This window comes from Thermoanaerobacter kivui, from assembly GCF_000763575.1.
GTDB classification, from domain to species: domain Bacteria; phylum Bacillota; class Thermoanaerobacteria; order Thermoanaerobacterales; family Thermoanaerobacteraceae; genus Thermoanaerobacter; species Thermoanaerobacter kivui.
Window position 1 is genome coordinate 186,521 of sequence record NZ_CP009170.1, and the last position, 20,261, is coordinate 206,781.

20 protein-coding genes and 4 pseudogenes are annotated in these 20,261 nt (G+C 33.9%); 14 read left to right on the forward strand and 10 right to left on the reverse strand.

Going from position 1 to position 20,261, the window contains the following annotated elements; all coding sequences use genetic code 11:
* Positions 1-15: 15 nt before the first annotated feature.
* Positions 16-669, forward strand: coding sequence for a potassium channel family protein (locus TKV_RS00910; protein WP_049684379.1), 654 nt, complete (start codon positions 16-18; stop codon positions 667-669).
* Positions 670-749: 80 nt separating this feature from the next.
* Positions 750-1,331: pseudogene (locus tag TKV_RS00915) on the forward strand (Gfo/Idh/MocA family protein); the annotation flags it as partial.
* 61 nt (positions 1,332-1,392) lie between these two features.
* On the opposite strand, the gene TKV_RS00920 reads toward TKV_RS00915, so the two are convergent.
* Complete coding sequence (locus tag TKV_RS00920; RefSeq protein ID WP_049684380.1) at positions 1,393-1,968, reverse strand: Uma2 family endonuclease; 576 nt, start codon at positions 1,966-1,968, stop codon at positions 1,393-1,395.
* A gap of 215 nt (positions 1,969-2,183) precedes the next feature.
* Between TKV_RS00920 and TKV_RS00925 the strand changes: the two are divergent.
* Together TKV_RS00925 and rbsB are read left to right on the forward strand one after the other, a co-directional pair.
* A pseudogene (locus TKV_RS00925) lies at positions 2,184-2,896 on the forward strand (ABC transporter permease); the annotation flags it as partial.
* Positions 2,897-2,977: 81 nt separating this feature from the next.
* Positions 2,978-3,901: a ribose ABC transporter substrate-binding protein RbsB gene (gene rbsB / locus TKV_RS00930; protein ID WP_049684381.1), complete on the forward strand. Its 924-nt coding sequence runs from the start codon at positions 2,978-2,980 to the stop codon at positions 3,899-3,901.
* Positions 3,902-4,286: 385 nt separating this feature from the next.
* Here rbsB and TKV_RS00935 read toward each other — a convergent pair whose 3' ends face one another.
* Together TKV_RS00935 and TKV_RS00940 are read right to left on the reverse strand one after the other, a co-directional pair.
* Positions 4,287-5,018: a hypothetical protein gene (locus TKV_RS00935; protein ID WP_049684382.1), complete on the reverse strand. Its 732-nt coding sequence runs from the start codon at positions 5,016-5,018 to the stop codon at positions 4,287-4,289.
* Positions 5,019-5,038: 20 nt separating this feature from the next.
* Positions 5,039-5,866, reverse strand: coding sequence for a 4Fe-4S binding protein (locus TKV_RS00940; RefSeq protein ID WP_049684383.1), 828 nt, complete (start codon positions 5,864-5,866; stop codon positions 5,039-5,041).
* Between the two features lie 191 nt (positions 5,867-6,057).
* Here TKV_RS00940 and nagA point away from each other — a divergent pair, with 191 nt between their 5' ends.
* A complete protein-coding gene (gene nagA, locus TKV_RS00945; RefSeq protein ID WP_049684384.1) occupies positions 6,058-7,224 on the forward strand; it encodes an N-acetylglucosamine-6-phosphate deacetylase in 1,167 nt (388 codons plus the stop codon).
* A 29-nt stretch (positions 7,225-7,253) separates the two neighbouring features.
* Here the strand turns inward: nagA and TKV_RS00950 are convergent, their stop codons facing one another.
* Together TKV_RS00950 and TKV_RS00955 are read right to left on the reverse strand one after the other, a co-directional pair.
* Positions 7,254-8,420: an aminotransferase class I/II-fold pyridoxal phosphate-dependent enzyme gene (locus tag TKV_RS00950; RefSeq protein ID WP_049684385.1), complete on the reverse strand. Its 1,167-nt coding sequence runs from the start codon at positions 8,418-8,420 to the stop codon at positions 7,254-7,256.
* A complete protein-coding gene (locus TKV_RS00955) occupies positions 8,417-8,905 on the reverse strand; it encodes an Lrp/AsnC family transcriptional regulator (protein WP_004400312.1) in 489 nt (162 codons plus the stop codon). The genes TKV_RS00950 and TKV_RS00955 overlap by 4 nt, the downstream gene beginning before the upstream one ends.
* A 215-nt stretch (positions 8,906-9,120) precedes the next feature.
* Between TKV_RS00955 and TKV_RS00960 the strand changes: the two genes are divergently transcribed.
* Both TKV_RS00960 and feoB read left to right on the forward strand, forming a co-directional pair.
* Positions 9,121-9,363: a FeoA family protein gene (locus tag TKV_RS00960; RefSeq protein WP_049684386.1), complete on the forward strand. Its 243-nt coding sequence runs from the start codon at positions 9,121-9,123 to the stop codon at positions 9,361-9,363.
* An 18-nt stretch (positions 9,364-9,381) separates the two neighbouring features.
* Positions 9,382-11,352, forward strand: a complete 1,971-nt coding sequence (feoB, locus tag TKV_RS00965) for a ferrous iron transport protein B (RefSeq protein WP_049684387.1) — start codon at positions 9,382-9,384, stop codon at positions 11,350-11,352.
* Positions 11,353-11,742: 390 nt separating this feature from the next.
* On the opposite strand, the gene TKV_RS00970 is transcribed toward feoB, so the two are convergent.
* The 5 genes and pseudogenes from TKV_RS00970 to nikR form a co-directional block, all read right to left on the reverse strand.
* On the reverse strand, positions 11,743-12,471 hold the full coding sequence (locus tag TKV_RS00970) for an energy-coupling factor ABC transporter ATP-binding protein (RefSeq protein WP_049684388.1): 729 nt from the start codon (positions 12,469-12,471) through the stop codon (positions 11,743-11,745).
* 11 nt (positions 12,472-12,482) lie between these two features.
* Positions 12,483-13,298 carry a cobalt ECF transporter T component CbiQ gene (gene cbiQ / locus TKV_RS00975; RefSeq protein WP_049684389.1) on the reverse strand — a complete coding sequence of 272 codons (816 nt, stop codon included), beginning with the start codon at positions 13,296-13,298 and terminating at the stop codon, positions 12,483-12,485.
* Positions 13,291-13,608, reverse strand: a complete 318-nt coding sequence (locus tag TKV_RS00980; RefSeq protein ID WP_049684390.1) for a PDGLE domain-containing protein — start codon at positions 13,606-13,608, stop codon at positions 13,291-13,293. The genes cbiQ and TKV_RS00980 overlap by 8 nt, the downstream gene beginning before the upstream one ends.
* Complete coding sequence (gene cbiM / locus TKV_RS00985) at positions 13,605-14,297, reverse strand: cobalt transporter CbiM (RefSeq protein ID WP_049684391.1); 693 nt, start codon at positions 14,295-14,297, stop codon at positions 13,605-13,607. The genes TKV_RS00980 and cbiM overlap by 4 nt, the downstream gene beginning before the upstream one ends.
* 12 nt (positions 14,298-14,309) lie before the next feature.
* Positions 14,310-14,697 (reverse strand): annotated as a pseudogene (nikR, locus tag TKV_RS00990) (nickel-responsive transcriptional regulator NikR).
* Positions 14,698-14,909: 212 nt separating this feature from the next.
* Here nikR and TKV_RS00995 point away from each other — a divergent pair.
* From TKV_RS00995 to TKV_RS01020, 7 genes and pseudogenes are all read left to right on the forward strand, one after another.
* Positions 14,910-15,479 carry a PepSY domain-containing protein gene (locus TKV_RS00995; RefSeq protein ID WP_049684392.1) on the forward strand — a complete coding sequence of 190 codons (570 nt, stop codon included), beginning with the start codon at positions 14,910-14,912 and terminating at the stop codon, positions 15,477-15,479.
* Positions 15,480-15,822: 343 nt separating this feature from the next.
* Entirely contained in the window at positions 15,823-16,200 is a 378-nt protein-coding gene (locus TKV_RS01000; protein ID WP_236617292.1) for a sodium ion-translocating decarboxylase subunit beta, read from the forward strand.
* Positions 16,201-16,230: 30 nt separating this feature from the next.
* Positions 16,231-16,344 carry an OadG-related small transporter subunit gene (locus tag TKV_RS13755; protein WP_268870087.1) on the forward strand — a complete coding sequence of 38 codons (114 nt, stop codon included), beginning with the start codon at positions 16,231-16,233 and terminating at the stop codon, positions 16,342-16,344.
* Between the two features lie 88 nt (positions 16,345-16,432).
* Entirely contained in the window at positions 16,433-16,903 is a 471-nt protein-coding gene (gene trmL / locus TKV_RS01005; protein WP_003869071.1) for a tRNA (uridine(34)/cytosine(34)/5-carboxymethylaminomethyluridine(34)-2'-O)-methyltransferase TrmL, read from the forward strand.
* A gap of 17 nt (positions 16,904-16,920) precedes the next feature.
* Positions 16,921-18,090, forward strand: a complete 1,170-nt coding sequence (locus TKV_RS01010; RefSeq protein ID WP_049684393.1) for a DNA polymerase IV — start codon at positions 16,921-16,923, stop codon at positions 18,088-18,090.
* Between the two features lies 1 nt (position 18,091).
* A pseudogene (locus TKV_RS01015) lies at positions 18,092-18,445 on the forward strand (MATE family efflux transporter); the annotation flags it as partial.
* A 250-nt stretch (positions 18,446-18,695) separates the two neighbouring features.
* Positions 18,696-20,261 carry an efflux RND transporter periplasmic adaptor subunit gene (locus TKV_RS01020; RefSeq protein WP_049684394.1) on the forward strand — a complete coding sequence of 522 codons (1,566 nt, stop codon included), beginning with the start codon at positions 18,696-18,698 and terminating at the stop codon, positions 20,259-20,261.

Below are 20,261 nucleotides of genomic sequence, written 5' to 3' on the forward strand. Positions count from 1 at the left end.
AATAGAGGTGGGACGATGAAACAGTTCGTTGTTATTGGGTTAGGAAGCTTTGGCATAAGTTTGGCTAAAACTTTATATGAAATGGGCAATGACGTACTGGTTATAGATAAAGATGAAGAGTTGGTACAATCTATGGCTGGTCTGGTAACTCATGCGGTGCGGGCTGATGCTACTGATGAAAATGTACTTAAGTCACTTGGTGTGAAAAATTTTGATGTGGCTATAGTTGCTATAGGAAAGAATATGGAATCAAGTATTATGGTAACAATGTTGGTCAAAGAAATGGGGGTAAAATATGTAATAGCAAAAGCACACAATGAATTACACGCAAGAGTTCTTTACAAAGTTGGAGCAGATAGAGTTGTAATGCCTGAAAAAGATATGGGTATAAGGGTTGCTAGAAATATTTTTTCAAGCAATTTATTGGATGTTATTGAGTTTTCTAAAGATTACAGCATAGCAGAAATTCTCCCAATTGAAGAGTGGTTTCATAAAACATTAAAGAACATAAAGATGAGAGAAAGATATGGATTAAATGTCATAGCTGCCAAAAAGATGAATGATGAGATTATTGTGTCACCAGGGCCAGATTATGTGGTTGATGAAGGCGATGTATTGGCTGTTTGCGGTAAAAATATAGACATTAAGAAATTCGAGATAAAAATGTAGATCGTAAAAAAATCTATGAATGTAACTGGATATATTACCAAAGATGCAGCTGAATTAATAGGATTAAAAGATGGAACAATAACAAATCTCTTATTTTGAAGGTAGGTTTTAACAGAAGATATGCGCCTATGTATCAAAAAGCCTTAGCTTTGTTTCATGGCTTAAAACCTGAATTGTGCATTATGGTGAAAAACAGGAATAATGACATCAAAAATAGTGTTAAGTTTACACTTTATGACGATTTCATTCATGTAATAGACACTTTATGCTATATAGTTAAAGATGTTGATGACATAGATGTAAATATTTCAAAAGAAAGAGATTCATTAAAATCCATAGAAGTAGTATTAAAATCTAATAGTTTTACAGCGATAGGAGTCATGCATAGAAATGGTGGAAAAGATTATGAAAGGTTAGAGATACACGGGCATGGCAAAAGTGCAGTTGTGGAAGACATGGAAAGTATAAGAATAATGGAAAATGGCAAAATATATGTGCATAATTTTGGAAGCTGGGATACTATATCTTATAGAAGGGGCTTTGAGACTGCCGTAAAAAGCTTTTTAAAGGACGTATTAGAAGAGAATTATGCAAATGACGAATTAAAATGTACTTTAAAATCTCACGAGATTATAGAGAAAATATTAAAAAAGACAGTCTAAAATCAGGGTACAAAAAACCCTGATTTTATAATAATGCTTCTATAATAAATGTGCAGGTGTTTTAATAAGCAAATACATCTTTCAAATCTATTTCTAGATCTTCAAAAATAGAAACTTTAATTTTATCTTCCTCTGTGTAAACTTCAGGCCTGCCATAACGATTATTCTCTTGTAACGTAAAAACACTTACTATCTTTGGCTCAGGTTCTACTATCCAGTATTCTTTTACTCCATGCTTTTCATATAAATTAAACTTTTCTACTTTATCTTTTCTTCCAGTCGATGGAGAAGTAATTTCAACAATTAAATCAGGAGCGCCTTTACATCCTTCGTCATCTAGCTTTGACTTATCGCATACTACCACGATATCGGGTTCTACAACAGTTTTTATTTCTTTATCACTTTTCTCATTTCCAGAAGGAAACCTTACTCCAAAAGGTGCACTAAATACTTCACATTGCTTACCTCTAAGATATACAGCGAAGCTTGTAAATATTTCTCTTGATATTCTTTGATGAATTGTCGATGGAGGAGTCATTAAATAAATCTGCCCATTTATTAATTCTATTCTTTGATTATTTGGCCAGTTTAAATAATCCTCATAAGTATAAATATCCTTTCTTTTTGGTAAAGGCATAATTAAACACCCCTTTAAAACTCTTCTTATACTAAGTTTAACATTTTATATTTCTAATATCCAGAGCAAAAATATCTCCCTTTTTTATCAAGCAATGAATAGATTACACCTACATTATTCCAAATAGTTTCTGAATACTGCTCATGCTAGTTATTTACTATTTTCACTATAGTTTCTATTTTTTTATTTGTTGCATTTAATTATACAACTAACCCTTTTCAAGTGCAATTACAGCTGGCATGTTAAAAGACGGTTCTCCATTAATTATAGCAGTATTAGCAGGTTTAATAATAGGTACCGGTTTAGGATTTTTTAATGGTTTTGTCATAATTAGATGGAATATACCACCCTTTATTGCGACATTTGCCATGATGACAGTAGCAAGAGGTCTAACATTGTATATACCAATGGACAACCAATAACGGGTTTAGGTGCGGCTTTTGGTTATATTGGCAACGGTTATATTGGGCCGATACCTGTACCAATAATTCTTACGGTTCTTATCTTTGCGATAGGTTATTACATTTTAAAGAATAATAGACTTGGAAGATATGTCTATGCTACAGGGGGCAATATACAGGCTGCTAAATTGGCTGGTATTAATACTAACAATATAATTCTATTTGTGTATTCTTTAAGTGGCTTTTTAGCAGCAATAAGTGGTTTAATAATTACTTCAAGGTTAAATTCCGCAGCTCCAACAGCGGGACAGGGTGCTGAACTTGATGCCATAGCTGCGGTTGTACTTGGAGGTACAAGTTTATCAGGTGGCGAAGGGGGAGTAATAGGTACTCTAATAGGTGTCTTGATAATAGGTATTTTAAATAATGGCTTAAATTTACTTAACGTTTCGCCTTTTTATCAGCTTATAGCTAAAGGTGCAGTAATATTACTTGCTATAGCATTAGACAAAAAAGAAAGTAAATAAAGGGGGTGTTTTAGGAAGGTTTTAATTGAAAAACAAAAATTTTAAAAAATTAACAATTAATTAAGAGGGGAGAGTTTAATTATGAGAAAATTAAAAATTTTGTTCCTTTTATTAACATTTATTTTAACTGTTGCGTTAATTGCTGGATGCAGTACAGGTAATACCAACAATACTTCAAATATTAAAGGAGAAAAGACAATAGGTTTAGTTATATCGACGCTTAATAACCCGTTTTTTGTAACATTAAAAAATGGTGCAGAGGCCAAAGCAAAAGAATTAGGTTATAAATTGATAGTAGAAGATTCACAAAATGACTCTTCAAAAGAACTTTCTAATGTAGAAGATTTAATTCAACAAAAAGTAGACGTTTTGCTTATAAATCCTGTAGATAGCGATGCTGTAGTTAATGCGATAAAAGAAGCAAATAGCAAAAATATACCAGTTATTACTTTGGACAGGTCTGCAAATGGTGGAGATGTTATTTGTCACATAGCTTCAGATAACGTAAAAGGTGGAGAAATGGCAGCAGAGTTTATTGCCAAAACGCTAAATGGGAAAGGAAACGTAGTAGAACTTGAAGGCATACCAGGTACTTCCGCAGCAAGAGATAGAGGCAAAGGATTTGATGAAGCTATCGCTAAATATCCAGATATAAAAATTATAGCAAAACAAGCTGCTGATTTTGATCGTTCAAAAGGTTTATCAGTAATGGAAAATATCCTTCAAGCCCAACCTAAAATTGATGCAGTATTTGCGCAAAATGATGAAATGGCATTAGGTGCAATAAAGGCAATAGAGAGTGCAAATAGGCAAGGAATTTTAGTAGTTGGATTCGATGGGACAGATGATGCGTTGAAAGCTATAAAAGATGGCAAAATGGCTGCAACGATTGCTCAGCAACCAGCTTTAATAGGTTCTCTTGGAGTAGAAATGGCTGACAAATATCTAAAAGGTGAAAAGGTAGAAAAATTTATACCAGCTGAGCTTAAACTTATAACGAAGTGATATGATATCAATACAGATAAGGAAAATAGAAAAACGAATGCGAATCTAAAAAGCCTGCCTTGTGTTGGGCAGGCTTTTTTGCTAATATAATAAAATAATAGCATGTAAATGATGGAACATAGACTTTAATTAAAATAATGGTATAATATTATAAATACAGGATAAAAAATAGTAGGTGGTGATTATATGAATAAAATAGATTATCTTATAAATGAAATAAAATTACTTCCCCGCAAAGGATTGGCTAAAACCTGAGGAGGACGAAGCATGGTAGAACTTAAGACCATGCGAAACCTTGTGTAAATAGTTTAAAAACTTCTTCCTTGGTAAAAAGTGAAATATATTCTGGCAGGCTTTTAGTGGAATTATTTATAGTATTTTTAGCTTATTTTAAACCATTTAACTTATTTTGTAATTCGTTTTTAATTGTTTCAAAATCAATATTATTTTCTAAGCAATAATCTTTAATTATTGAAGTAGTATTTTGGATTTTTCTACCTAATATAGCTTCAATTTTTTCTTTTGATATACCCCAATCTATTATCTCTTTAAAAGTTGTGTTTCCTTTAATAGTTCTATCTGTTGAGCTTTGCGTGATATTACCTTCTGTTTTTACATTTTCTGATTGGTTTTGAATATTCACAGTATGGTTTTCTAAATATTTAATTTGTTCCTCGGTTAGATTGCCTTTAGATTTTAAAATTTCTACTGCACTTTGTGGTAAATATATGTCTTCACTCATGTCATATGGCAAGCCATTGTAAAGTGCTACAAATAACCTTACAGAAGAGACTCCTATTTCTGTACCATTATCTTTTAGATATTGGTAAATAGTTTCAAGCTGGTTTATTTTAAAAGATGCTTTATCGCTTGTATTTATTCCAAATGCCTGTGCTAATTCATCAATAGGGATTTTAAAGAATTTATTTATGTCAGTAAAAGTATAAGAACCTCTTATATCTGCTGGGTTATATTCTCCAGCAAATTCGCCGTCTTTATAAGTTGCTGGTACTTTTGAAGATTCTGTTTTCCAATAATTTGTTGCTTTTGCGATGCCAATTCCGCCAAATAACAATAAAAGCAATATAATACCTATAATTTTAGAATTAAGCTTCATATTTATCTTCCTCCTTGTTATTAACTTTTATAAGGAATAATTGATTCAATTGTTACAGTATTGTTAATAGGGCACGAATACTCAGATGTACATTTAAGACATGATATACACTGGTGGTCTCTGATTATAGTTTTTTCTGAAACTTTTATATTCATTGGACAATTACGATCGCACATTTTACAATTTATGCATGTTTTGTTATTTCGCTTGATTGGGAATATCCTAATTAAATTAAAAATGCCGAGTACTGCCCCATAAGGGCATAAATATTTGCACCATGGTCGCTCTATAAAAAGTGATAAAATAATTGTAATAAATAGTATCACAATACTTCCAACTGCAATTTCACCATTCCAAAAATTAAATAATGCATAATAGGGATCAACATCCTGGAATATCAATTTTCCTGTTAAAATTGTCGCGTATAAAACCCACGCAAGGACAAAATAGCGTAGATATCTTAAATATTTATCGTATTTGTAAGGGACAAAATTATTAAATCGTTTTTTGAAAATTTTCTTGCCTAGTTTTCCTATAAATTCTTGAAAAGTTCCAAAAGGACAAATCCAACCACAAAATAAAGGACCAAATAATATAGCTATGATAAATCCTATAATCATTAGAATGAATGAAGATTCATGTATTTTCTGGATAAAGGTTCCTGTTGTTAGATATTGATAAATTGTTACAACTCCACCAAAAGGACATAAAGCGTGAAGGGATGCAGTTGAAATATATGGTATAGATATGCCCTTTTCAGATAGGGTTTTATTTATTGAGATTGAAAGAATCAAAATAAAGAGAAATATTTGTATCAAAGTTCTAATATGGATTTTCTTTTTATGCATTCTTATCTCTCTTTTATATTTTATTTCCACAATATCACTATAAAGATAAAGGATGATAAAAAATTGATATAAAATGATGTTTTTATGAAATTTAGTCTTTAAGAGAGTCTTTTTTAGGTCAATTCAAATAATTTTTTATGATATAATCAAAATAGAAAGCTAAAAGAATGTTTAAAATGGGGTGAAAGCTTATGGAAAACCTTTTATTAAAGCATGGCGAAATATATACGGAAGATGAGATTATATATGACGGAGACTTATTAATTTCTGAGGGCAAAATTTTTGATATAGGTAAAAATATAAATATAAATGATATAAACGTTATCGATTTAAAAGGAAAAAAGGTGGTGCCTGGATTTATTGATATACACATACATGGTGGAGTAGGGCATGACACAATGGAAGGTACTTATGAAGCCTTAAATGCTATTTCAGTTCACCTTGCAAGGCATGGGGTTACATCTTTTTGTGCTACTACCATGACAATGGATATACCCTATATTTTAGATGCTCTTAGAAACATACATGAGACAATGAAAAAGGGTACAGAAGGTGCGCAAGTTTTAGGTGCATATGTGGAAGGACCCTTTATAAGCAAAGAACACAAAGGGGCACAGGATGAGAGGTACATCTTAGAACCAAACATAGACATAATGGACAAGTTTATTGAAGCTTCAAATGGGAATATAAAAGTAATAGCACTGGCGCCAGAGAAGGACAAGAATGGGGAGTTTGTAGAATATGTAACTAAAAAAAATATAAGAGTATCATTAGGGCATACAAATGCTACTTATGAAGAGATGAAAAATGGAGTTGACCATGGAGCGACAATAGCAGTTCATACATATAATGGCATGAAAGGGCTTCACCACAGGGAGCCAGGTGCTTTAGGAGAAGTTTTTTTGGATGACAGATTGTACAGCGAGTTGATATGTGACTTTATACATTCACATCCTGCGGCAGTAAAAATACTTTTAAAGATAAAAGGGACAGATAGAGTAGTATTAATTTCTGATGCTATGGCAGCTTGTGGTTTAGGAGATGGAGAATACAGTCTTGGAGGGCAAAAAGTTTACGTGAAGAATGGAGAGGCAAGACTTGAGAATGGCACTTTGGCAGGAAGTACTTTGATATTGGATAAAGCTGTAGCAAATATAACGTCTCTTGGAGTACCACTTTTTGAAGCTTGCAAGATGGTTTCTTTAAATCCTGCAAAAGCAATTGGCATAGATGACAGAAAAGGCAGTATAGCTATAGGAAAAGATGCTGATATAACCATTTTAAACAGTGATTTGACTGTAGATATGACAATGGTTAATGGGAAAATTGTGCATAAAAAATCGGATAATAACCGCTGATTGAGAGTCAGCGGCTATTATTTTTTTAGCTACAAAATCCTTTCGGCGAAGTGTTTTATTCTTTCAAGTGCTCTTGCTATTTTATCTATAGAATATGCGTATGATACACGAATAAATCCTTCACCGCTTGGGCCAAATGCGTCTCCTGGTACTACAGCTACTTTTTCTTCTTTTAAGAGTTTTTCACAAAATTCCTGTGAAGTCATACCCGTCTTTTTTATTGACGGGAAAATATAGAAAGCTCCTTTTGGCTCAAAGCAGTCAAAACCTATTTCGCGAAATCCGTTTACAATAAATTTCCTTCTCTTATCATATGTTTCTCTCATTTTTACTATATCTTCTTCACATTGATATATACCCTTTATAGCTGCATATTGTGCTGTTATTGGAGCGCATATAGTTGTGTACTGATGGATTTTATTCATTGCTTCAATAAATCCGTGTTCTGCTGCAATGTATCCCAGCCTCCAACCTGTCATGGCAAAAGCTTTAGAAAAACCGTTTATAAGTATTGTCCTTTCTTTCATGCCCGGAAGTGAGGCTATGCTTACGTGTCTTCCTTCATAAGTCAATTCACTATATATTTCATCAGAAATTACTATTAAATCATGCTCGATTATTATGTTTACAATTTCTTCTAATTCTTCTTTTTTCATGATAGCACCTGTAGGGTTATTGGGGTAAGGAAGAATTAATGCTTTTGTTTTCGAGGTTATTTTTGATTTTAGGTCATCGGGAGTGAGTATAAAATTGTTTTTTTCGTCGGTAGGTACAAACACAGGGATACCTCTTGTCAGAGTTACACAGGGGGCATATGAAACATAGCTAGGTTCAGGAACTAAGACTTCGTCACCGTCGTTTAAAAGAGCTCTGAGTGCCAAGTCGATAGCTTCACTGGCACCGATAGTTACCATAATTTCTTTTTCTGGGTCATAAGCTAAATTATAATGGGTCTTTAAAAAATAGGATATGGCGATTCTAAGTTCGGGCAAGCCTAAGTTTGAGGTGTATGTTGTGCTACCTCTATCTAGTGCGTCAATGCCTTCTTTTCTTATTTCCCATGGAGTTACAAAATCTGGTTCGCCAACTCCCAGTGATATTATGTCTTTTGAATTTGTCACAAGGTCAAAAAATTTTCTAATTCCGGACGGTGGTATGCTTTTTACTACATTAGATATATATTTGTCTGTGTTCATGGTGTTACCACCAGTCTTTTGTCATTTTGTCCTTCTTCGTAAAAAACGCCGTCCTTTTTATATCTTTTTAATACAAAATGGGTTGTAGTGCTTAAGACTCCTTCAATAGGTGCAAGTCTTTCAGCTACAAATAATGCTATTTCTTTCATGGTTTTGCCTTCTACTTCCACAGAAAGGTCATAAGTTCCGGAAATTAAGGAAACTGATTTTACTTCTTCGTACTGGCATATTCTGTGGGCTACTCTGTTAAATCCATGTCCTTGCTGGGGTGCTACTCTCACATCTATGAGGGCAGTTATGACTTCCCGGTCGGTCTTTTCCCAATCCACTAAAGTAGTGTATTTTAACAACACTTTTTTGTCCTCAAGACTTTTTATTGTATTTTTGACTTCTTCTTCACTAAGCCCTGTAATTGTTGCAATTTGTTTTTCTGTAAGACGACTGTTTTCGCACAAAAGGTCAATGATTTCCATAGATTTATCCATATTTCATCCACCCTCCTAAAAAGATATTTTATGCACATTATAATACAAAGATAGGCGTAATTCAATAATTTAATAAATTGAAGTATAAAATTTTAAATAAAAACGTTTAAAATTGAAGTAATACAAGATTGTTGGGTTGACAGATACATGTAAAGAATGTTACAATTTTTATAGGGATATTGATAATTATTTTCATTTATGGAGGCTGCATATAAATGGGAGAAAATACTATTATAAATCTTATAGAATTAAAGGAAAATCGTGAAGGAGAGATTGTACTAATAAAAGCAGGAAGAGCAGCTACGCAAAGGTTAAATGAAATGGGGCTTGTCCCGGGGACAAAAGTTAAGCTGGTTAGAAAAGGTCCTTTAAGGGGCCCTGTGGAATTGGAGGTCAGGAATTCTCACCTTGTGATTGGATATGGTCTTGCTTCAAAAATATATGTAAAAATCGTCTGACAGAAAGGGCGATATGCGATGAAAAAAGAAATAATTATAGCCTTAGCAGGAAATGCTAATGTGGGTAAAAGTGTCATATTTAATCAATTAACAGGATTGACACAGATAATTGGTAACTGGCCGGGGAAAACAGTCGAGAGGGCAGAAGGTGTACTGCGGTTTAAAGGACGGACTATAAAAATTGTTGACCTTCCTGGTATTTATTCACTTTCTGCTTATTCTCAAGAGGAAATTGTTTCCCGTGAGTTTATAGCTTTTGAAAAACCGGATGTTGTAATAAACGTGGTGGATGCTTCTAATCTTGAGAGAAATTTGTTTTTTACAGTGCAACTTTTAGAGCTTCATGTGCCTATGGTTATGGCTTTAAACCAAGTGGATTATGCTATTAAAAAGGGTATAGATATAGATGTGAAGAAGTTAGAAGAGCTTTTAGATATTCCAGTTGTAGAAACTGTTGCTACAAAAGGCAAAGGGCTTCAGGAATTAATAAATAAAGCTTTAGAAGTTGTGGATTCGCATAAAGAAGTGGATGTAAAAAGGTATGATATAAAAGAGGAAAAAGTTCTCAAATATAGAAATGAAGTAAGTGAATATGTAATGAAAATTTACGACATCCTTTTGAAACACAATGTAGACCTTATAAATTTGTTTCATCCTCTGTGGATTTCTCTAAAACTGATAGAAGAGGATAGCGATATAGTAGAAAAGTTAAAAAAAGAGCCTAATGGGGAAAAAGCTTATGAAGAAATTCAAAAAGAATTAAAAGGTTTAAAGGTGAAGACAGATAGTCCTCTTGCAACTTTAGTTACAGCAGACAGATATGATATTGCTTCTTTTATTGCAAGCCAAACTGTATCAGAGATTCACCATAGAATTACTTGGACTGATTTAATTGACAATGTAGCTCTTCATAAGATATGGGGCTATATATCAATGCTCATTATTGTATTTATATCTTTTTATGGAATATTTAAATTTGGAGAGTATTTCTCAGGTGTGCTGGAGGACTTTTTTGACGGTTTTAAGCCTTTAGTGTACAATTTGAATATTCCAAATATGTATAAAGATTTTCTCTGGAATGGGCTTGCTGAAGGGATTATTTCTGCTATAACTATAGTGCTTCCCTATATATTTCCTTTTTATGTGTTTTTATCAATACTTGAAAACACTGGTTATCTTGCAAGAATTGCATTTTTAATGGATGAGGTTATGCACAAAGTTGGACTTCATGGTAAAGCCCTTATTCCAGTATTGATGGGGTTTGGGTGCAATGTCCCTGCAGTATTAGGCACCAAAATTTTAGAAACGGATAGAGAAATATTTATTGCGTCTTTTATGTCCACTCTTGTGCCTTGTTCTGCAAGAATTGTAATAATTTTGGGAACAATAGGGGTCTTCATGGGGCCACAATACGCACTCGCTGTTTTTGCCTTAGACGTTTTGGTAGTTTATATAGCGGCGTATTTTGCAAATAAAATAGCGCCTGGAAAGCCTTATGATTTGATAATGGAACTTCCTGGCTACAGGATGCCTGCTTTAAAGCCTACATTGAAGCAGATATGGTTTAGAATAAAAGACTTTTTGTATGTAGCTCTTCCAATAATTGTAGTTGGCAGCTTGGTTCTGGAAATATTGAAGTACTCTGGCATATTTAAATATGTGACTTATATAATGGATCCGATTGTTGTAAAATGGTTGGGATTGCCGTCAATAGTTGGGATAGTATTGATTTTTGGGATACTCAGAAAAGAATTGACACTTATAATGCTTTTAACACTGTCTGGGACAAGTCACATCACACAGATTTTGACGCCAAAGCAGATGATTGTCTTTGGTGTTGTTACAATGCTTTATATTCCTTGTATTGCTACAATTGCGGCATTAAAAAGGACAATTGGCTGGAGAAAGACATGGTGGGTAGTTTTTGTTAATATTTTTATTGCAATACTAATAGGGGGAATATTAAATCGAATTCTTACTTTTGTATAATTGTGCTATAATGTTAATGGGTGAAAAACAATAGAATTTATAGAAAAAAATAAATTGAAAATAGAGTAGGACACTAGACCTACTCTATTCAGACTGTAGACAAACTTTCGTAAAGGAGGTATTTTGCATAAGGAACGACTTGTGACAAAGCGGCAACAAAACTTAGCAAGACCGAGGGTGGAGGCAGGGCCGTAGCCACGGATGGCGTAGGCGGGCACTAAGACAAGGAGGTTGAATGTGCCCGGTACCCTGCCGGAACCCGAAGGTCGAGCTTAGTTTTGTCGCTTTGGAACATCGGAGTGACGATGCAAAATATCTCCTTTGAAATATTTTTTAACTTTGTCAACAAACTGAATAGAGTAGGACATTAGACCTACTCTATTATTTTTATCAAATCAGATTGGTTTTTAGCAAAAGCTCCTCATTATTAAGAATTTCCTCAGGTTTACCTATAGCTTCTATTCTATGGTCTTCGTTTAGCACTATTATCCTGTCTGAAAGTGTTGCTGCCATGTCAAGGTCGTGAGTTGCAATGACTATCGTAGTGCCTTTTTTGTTTAATTCTTGTAGCTTTTCCAAAAGCCACTTTTTTGACCGTGGGTCAAGGCCATTTGTAGGTTCGTCAAGAAGCAAAACTTCAGGATTTATTACCATGACTGACGCTAATGCGACTTTTTTCTTTTCTCCGCCGCTTAATCTGTGAGGGGGTCTATCTTTTAATTTTTCGAGTCCAAAAGAAATAAGAGTTTCTTCCACTATTTTTTGGACTTCGTCTTTCTTTAAGCTCATTTGAAGTGGTGCAAAGGCTACTTCATCAAAAACAGTAGTGTTAAAAAGTTGTACATCAGAATCCTGAAACACAAAGCCTACTTTTTTTCTAAATTCATATTCATCAAAAGTTTTTTTATCCCCCAGCAATTTGCCAAATGCCCATATTTCACCTTTGCCCGGATAAATTAAATTGTCCATCAATTTTAAAAGAGTGGATTTTCCACTGCCATTTGCACCGAGAAGAATTAACTTTTCTTCTTTTTTTACTTCAAAACTTATGTCAATTAAAGCAGGAATTGATTTGTTATAGGAGTAATAGACGTTTTTTAATTCAAATACTGTGCTCAATTTAAACCTCCTTATGGGTGGATATACCACAAGATGGATAAAAAAGTTATATTAAAACCTATCCATATATAATCATAAAAAGTTATTTTAAAAGTAGTTATTGTTTTGTATTCTCCTTTGTAACTTCGTGAAATCATGGCGTTATAAACTTCATCACTCAGTTGTTGAGACCTTATCAAAACATTTGCCATAGCAGAAGCGACAAATTTTCTTCCTTCACTACTATCACTTTTCCCGACATTTCTGCTTTTTCTTGCGAGGAACATGTTCATAGCAATTTCTAAAAGCAAAAAGATGTAACGTAAGGCCATTTCAAGTGTAGCAGTAAAAATGCGGGGAAGCTTAAAAGCTCTCAATGCTTTTAATATTTCTACCCATTTTGTTGATAGAGCTAATATATACACAAAAGATAAAGATATAAATGACCTCATCATAAAAACAATGGCACTTTCTAATCCCTCTTTTGTTATATAAAAATTTTTTGTGAAATATACTAAAGGCTGTCCTTCTTTTACTACATTAAAAAGTGAAGGTATCAGGACAATACCTGTAAAAAGTATTGAAACTGCTGATACCCTCACAACATATGCTTTTAAAGGAATTTTAGAAAAATAAGTCAACAAAAGTGTATAAATAAGAAATATTGTCATAAAAGGTATTGTTCTTCCAAAATTAACTATTATGATTAATACAAAAACAGAAACAAGTTTTATTCTCGTATCAAGAGACTGCATAATACCTTTCTTAGCAGAAATTGCATCAGAATAAAACATGTCTTCGAATACACTTTGTATGCTTAAAATTGTTTTTTCTAAAAAATCATTCATTTTTTTTCTGGGGTTTTCCCATAATCCTCCCTAATATTGCAAATATCAATACAATAGCTGCAATTCCTACAACTGCTGAAAAAATATAACCTAAAGCCTGTTGGAAGAAATTGCTGTCAAACCCAGGTATACTGTAGTCAGGCAGTATTGCTTTTATAACTTCTGAGAATCGGCTCATGCCTTCGGGTACATATCCTATCATACTCTTAATTTCATCAAGGCCCCATTCTCCCCATGCCGAACCAGGAGCCAAAAGTCCGAGAGGAGTGAGGAGTATTATAACTATAGCTGCAATATAGAGTTTTCTCATTTATTATCACCTCTGAGCTTGTATGAAAATTTATACAGTATATTTTCCTCATCAGTTTTTTCTAAATAATATACTACAAGACCTGTTATAACAGCTTCTACAATACCAGCTACAGTAAGATGAGCAAACATCATTGCAGGTATTGCTACGTTTAATCCATAAGGGAAATACAGAGGTGTTCCATTTGCTGTATGAAAAAGCAATGGTTGAAGTCCAAGTTCTATTGCTGTGGCAAGAGCTGCAGCATTTATTCCTACATATCCCCCTATAGCAGATGATAAAACCTTATTTAGTTTGAGAGATAACATAAGCCTGTAAATTCCATATCCCACAAAAGGAGCTATAAATGCCATATTAAAGCTATTTGCTCCAAGAGCCAAAATTCCTCCATCGCCAAAAAGCAATGCTTGAATAAATAAGGCTATCGTAAGAGATATACTTGCCGCCCAAGGTCCTAAAGTTATAGCAAGTAGGGTTGCGCCAATTGCATGGGCAGTTGTACCTCCTGGTATTGGGATATTAAACATCATTATTGTAAATGAAAAAGCAGACCCTATTGCCATAGCAGGAACGTCCTTTTTGTCAAAACTTTCGTTGACTTTTTTTGCTGCAACTGCAATTACTGGTACCATAGCAGCCCCCATAACGGCACAGGTTTGAGGACTTATATATCCTTCTGGTATGTGCATAAAAATTCCCCCTTATAAATTTTCTCCTGTTGTTGTCATTACCAGTTTTCTATGCTTTACTCCTTTTGTTCTAATTATTTCATCAGCAATTTTTGTGATTTCTTTGGCAGTGCCTTTTACTACCATTACTTCAAGACAGTTGTGTTTACCCAAGTGTACGTGTATTGTTGAGATTATGTTTTGATAGTACTTGTGTTGCATGTCTGTCAGTTTGTCACTTACTTCTCTCACTTCATGATTAAAAACATATGTAATTTGTTCCGATAGTTTCTACATCTTCTGCTTCCCACTGATTTACCACTATGAAATCCCTTCTTAAATCTCTTATGGCTTCAGACCTGTTGTTGTAATTTCTTTACTTTATCAATTCGTCCAATTGATAAAGATGTTTTGATTCCATTGAGACTCCGAGACGAATTATTTCCTCCAGATTTGTCACCTCTCTAAAATAGTGTTATCTTTCTAAAAATTATAGCACTATTTTGTACCACAGTCAACCAAAAATTAATTTTAGTTTAATATTCAATTAATGTTGCTTTAATGTTGGGGTTATAAAATAAACTTGAAAGTTGATGGTAAACATCAACTAAAATAAAAGAAAGGGTGGTTCAAATGAACAAAAAATTAATGGCTTATGTTGTTACAGGGGCAATGGCTATAGGATTACTAGGAGGAGCATCTTATCAAGGAATTGCGAAGGCTCAAACAAATGCTCCTGCTCCTTCAGCTGTGACATCTACTGCTACGATGCAATCTAACAAACAAAACATAAACGAGCAACAACCGATGTATCAGGGCACAATAAAAGTTGCAAATCCTCAAGATAATGCAATAGACAATGAAAAGAATGTAAAAGACAATGAAGCTCAGGATAATGCACAATTAGCTTCTCTTGCTAAAATAACTCCAGATCAAGCAAAGGCAGCAGCATTGAAAGTTGTACCAGGTACAGTGACAAAAGTAAGTCTTGACAACGAAAATGGATATCTTGTATACAGCGTGGACATAAAGACAAATACAGGTTTAGTTGAGGTAAAAGTTGATGCAGGAAATGGTACAGTATTAGCGCAAGACAAAGGTCAAGACAATGAAAAGCATGAAAAAGAAAAGGTAAGCGAAGTTAAAAAAGCAAATGCTCCTGACAACGACACTGTACAACTTGAACAGCAAGGAAAAAACTAAGAAAAGGGGCGTTTTGCCTCTTTTCTTAGTTGAATATGTTAACGATTTAATATGTAATGAAACATATAAAGGGGAGAGCTTGCCACACATTGTGGTTTCACCTGTCGTCGGCACGAGAAATTTTCTCCGGCAGGTTAGAAACTCCAGACGGAATTTTGAGCAAGACCTTTATAGTGTTTACCACTATAAAGGTCTTTTTTGTTTATATTTACAAAAGAAGGGAGTATATATACAATGAACGCTTTTATAGAAGGTATATTAAATCTTACATTAGGTCATATTATAATGTTTATCATTGGGGGGTGTTCTCATATATCTTGCGATAAAAAAAGAATACGAGCCAATGTTACTGTTACCTATAGGATTTGGCATAATACTTGCCAATATCCTGTTTTCAGCTGCTGTAGGTGAAAACGGCTTTCTCACAATTTTATATAATGCTGGAGTAAATACAGAATTTTTTCCTATCCTTATTTTTATTGCAGTTGGGGCAATGGTAGACTTTTCACCACTTCTTAAGCAACCGTTAGTGATATTTTTTGGTGCAGCAGCACAGTTAGGGATATTTTTAACTATAATTTTTGCGTATATACTAGGTTTTAATTTAAAAGAAGCAGCTGCTATAGGCATAATTGGCGTTGCAGATGGTCCTACGTCTATTTATGTAGCTAAAGTGTATAGTTTGGACTCCAGGGAAGAGGTTTTTAGATACTCTCATTAGAGGAGCTAAAATTTGAAAGAGGTGAACAAAATGGACTTACTTAATGTATTTAAAATTGTTATTGTGGGAATAGGAATGACTTTTTTGATGTTAGTCATATTTTTTTTGATGATCAAATTTTTAGTGAAAGTATTTAATAAATGAGATGAGTGGAAAAATTTTCACTTTTTTTTAATTATAAAGCTCTTGTGATATAATAAAATAAAGTTAGTTACAATACAGGAGGTAGAGTATGCCACTTAATGTAGTACTTGTTGAACCTGAGATACCACAGAACACGGGGAATATTGCAAGAACTTGTGTGCTTACAGGCAGCAGGCTTCATCTTGTAAAACCTTTAGGTTTCAGTATAGACGAAAAATACGTAAAAAGAGCTGGCCTAGATTACTGGCCTCTTTTAGACCTTACCGTTTACGATAATCTCGAACAATTTCTTGAACAAAACAAAGGGAAAAAGTTTTATCTTGCTACCACAAAGGCTAAAAAGTATTATCATGAAGTAAAATATGAAGACAATTCTTATATACTTTTTGGGAAAGAAACTGCAGGACTTCCTAAGTGGTTGATTGAAAAATACTACGAAGACTGTATACGGATACCAATGCATGAAGTGATATCTACAAGGTCTCTAAATTTGTCCAACTCTGTAGCTATAGTACTATATGAGGCCTTGAGACAACTGGGTTTTCCTAATATGAAATAAAAAATTGAGGGATGATTATGAAGCGAAAGATTATTCATGTTGATATGGATGCCTTTTTTGCATCCGTAGAACAGCATGATAATCCAGAGTATAAAGGAAAACCTGTCATTGTAGGCGGTTTGTCTGAAAGAGGAGTAGTTTCAACTTGCTCATATGAAGCAAGAAAATACGGGATACATTCTGCAATGCCGATGTACATGGCGAAAAAGCTGTGTCCACACGGTATTTTTCTTTCTGCAAGGAGAAAAAGATATGAAGAAGTGTCTGCTCAAATTTTCGATATTTTGTACAGTATAACTCCTTTAGTAGAACCTATGTCTATAGATGAAGCCTATCTTGATGTTACAGATATTGACAAAAATCCAGAGATTATTGCCCTGGAAATAAAAAAGAAAGTGAAAGAGACGACGGGGCTTACCATTTCTGCGGGAGTTTCCTATAACAAATTTCTTGCAAAACTTGCTTCTGATTGGAATAAGCCAGACGGATTTATGGTCATAACAGAAGAAATGATTCCCGACATTTTAAAACCACTTCCTGTTTCTAAAGTTCATGGCATAGGGCAAAAATCTGAAGAGAGACTTAAATCTATGGGAATAAATACAATAGATGACCTTTTAAAACTGTCACAGGAGAATCTTGTCGAAATTTTTGGTAAAGTAGGTGTGGAAATATATTTAAGAATCAGGGGCATTGATGAGAGGCCTGTTGAAACTATGAGGGAGATTAAGTCTATAGGAAAGGAAAAGACACTGGAAAAGGATACAAAGGACAAAAAGCTTTTACTTCATTATTTGAAATTATTTTCCGACATAATATCGGAAGAATTAGTTAGAGAGAAACTTTATGCCAGAACGGTTACTGTTAAGATAAAGACACCAGATTTTGCAGTTCACACCAAAAGCAAGACATTAAATAAATATATACGATTAAGTGAGGACATATACGATGTAGCCTACGAAATTATTGAAAGACTAAAATTAGACCAGTATATAAGGCTTATTGGTCTATCTGTTTCTAACTTGAGTGCAGTAAAATATGAGCAATTGTCCTTTTTGGATAAAAGGGTTATTAAATTTATTAAGGCAGAAAATGTAGTTAGAGAAATAAATAAAAAGATGGGGCAGGAAGTAGTGAAAAAAGCAAGTGAACTTTTAAATGAGGAAACGAAGCAACGGAGGGATTAAATTGGAAGCAAAAGAGAGGCATAAGCGCAATGTTGCTAAAGAAATTATAGAATTGGCTTGGCCTTCTATAACAGAACAAATGCTTATAATGGCAGTTGGAATGGTATCTACTATATTTGTAGGACGTGTTGGAACAAATGCGATTGCGGCTGTTGGGATGATTAATTCCCTTATTTTTTTCTTTCAAGCAATTTTTTCAGGGCTTGCCACTGGTTCCACAGTAATTGTAGCGAGGCTTATTGGTGAAGAAGACAAAGAAGGGGCTCGCCTTGCAGTTATGCAGTCACTTATTATGAGTATTGCTATTTTTATAGGACTCACTACTTTGGGCTATATTTTTGCAGTACCTATTGTTATTATGGCTCTTTAGAGTGACTATTGGATATATTCTTGGTAAAGTGTTTGGTATGGGAGTATATGGAATATGGATTGGTATATGTATCGACTTTGTTGTAAGGTCAGTAATGTATAGCTATAGGTTTAAAGCGGGTAGATGGAAATATATAAAAGTTTAGACTACACAAATTTATCACATATTCTTAATTTTTACATAACAATTTTTTGATATTTTAATTATACATCAATTTTTTAGAAGAGGTGGATTTATGAAGAGGAAATATTTATATGCGATTGTTGCAGTATTAATCATTGGAATTGCCACTTTTTACTTTGTAAACAGGGCAAAATCATCACAACCCCAGCAGCTTTCATATGTTACAGTTACTCGTGGTAATATTTCTATGGAAGTCACTGGGACAGGAAACTTAAGTGGCGATGTAAGAGCAATTACGTTAAAAGGCAGTGGAACAGTAAAGAAAGTGTATTTTAAGGTAGGAGATACTGTAAAGAAAGGAGACCTATTATACGAAATTGAAGATGACGATTTAAATAATCAGCTTGAAGAAGCCAAATTAAATCTTGATTTAGCACAGCAGCAATTAAATCAAGAAAAGCAAAATTATAATAATAGCCTTGCTAAGTTGAGTATAACTGCACCTTCTGATGGAGTTGTACAGGTATTAGTAAAAGAAGGACAGGATGTTACTCCAGGTATGCCTGTTGCAATAATTGGGGATAATTCAAAAGAGAATGAAACTGCAGAAAATAATGGGCAAACTACTCAAAATTCAGTTAATGTTACAGCACAAATTGCAGGTACAGTAGAAAAAGTATATGTGTCCCAGGGACAAAATGTAAAAAAAGGCCAACTTTTAATAAAACTATCCTCGAATAATATAAGTGATGCACAAATAAAAAATGCCGAATTAAAACTGAAGCAAGCTCAAAACAATTACAATCAGATTTTGCAACAAATTGATAACTTAAAAATTTACTCTCCTATAGATGGGAAGATCCTTAGCCAAAATATAAACGAAGGAGATATACTAGGTACTTCTGTAGCGAGCACTAACCTAAGCAATACTAATAGCCAATCGCAGCAAGCAGGTTTTGTGCCTGTTTTAGATATAACACAATTATCTACTTATGAGAGTCAACCAGAAACTGCGGTAATAGTGGGCAATTCTAATTATGTTGTCAATCTTTCTGTTGACGAGACAGACATAAAAAATATAAAAGTAGGGCAGCAAGCACAGCTTACGACAGATAATTTACCGGGTAAGACTTTTACCGGTACTGTTTCACAAGTATCACAACTTCCAACAATACAAAACGGAGTAGCTTCTTATAATGTAACTATTGAAGTAGAGCCAAGTGAAGACTTACTTTTAGGCATGTCAATGAATGTTTCAATAACTGTTGCAGAAAAACAAGATGCTTTAATACTTCCTATCCAAGCTGTTCAGACAAACGGTGATAGAAAATACGTAATACTCTACACAGACGATTTAAAAAATCAAAATATCAATAGCACTAACAATAGCACTAATAACAGGAACTCTTTCAGGAACAACATGCGATTTGTAGAGACAGGCATTTACAACGACAACTTTATAGAAATCGTGAGTGGATTGCAGGAAGGAGACAAAGTATTAATTCCAACACTTATTTCCTCAACAAACGCAAATAACCGTAATCCAAGTGCTTTTGGTATAATGGGTGGCTTTAGGCCAGAAGGCAATTTCAACAAGAATATGACTAATCAAGGTGGTAGTTACCAAGGCAGAAGCTTTAATGGGACAGGGCAAAATAACACTTCCACAGGGAGGTAA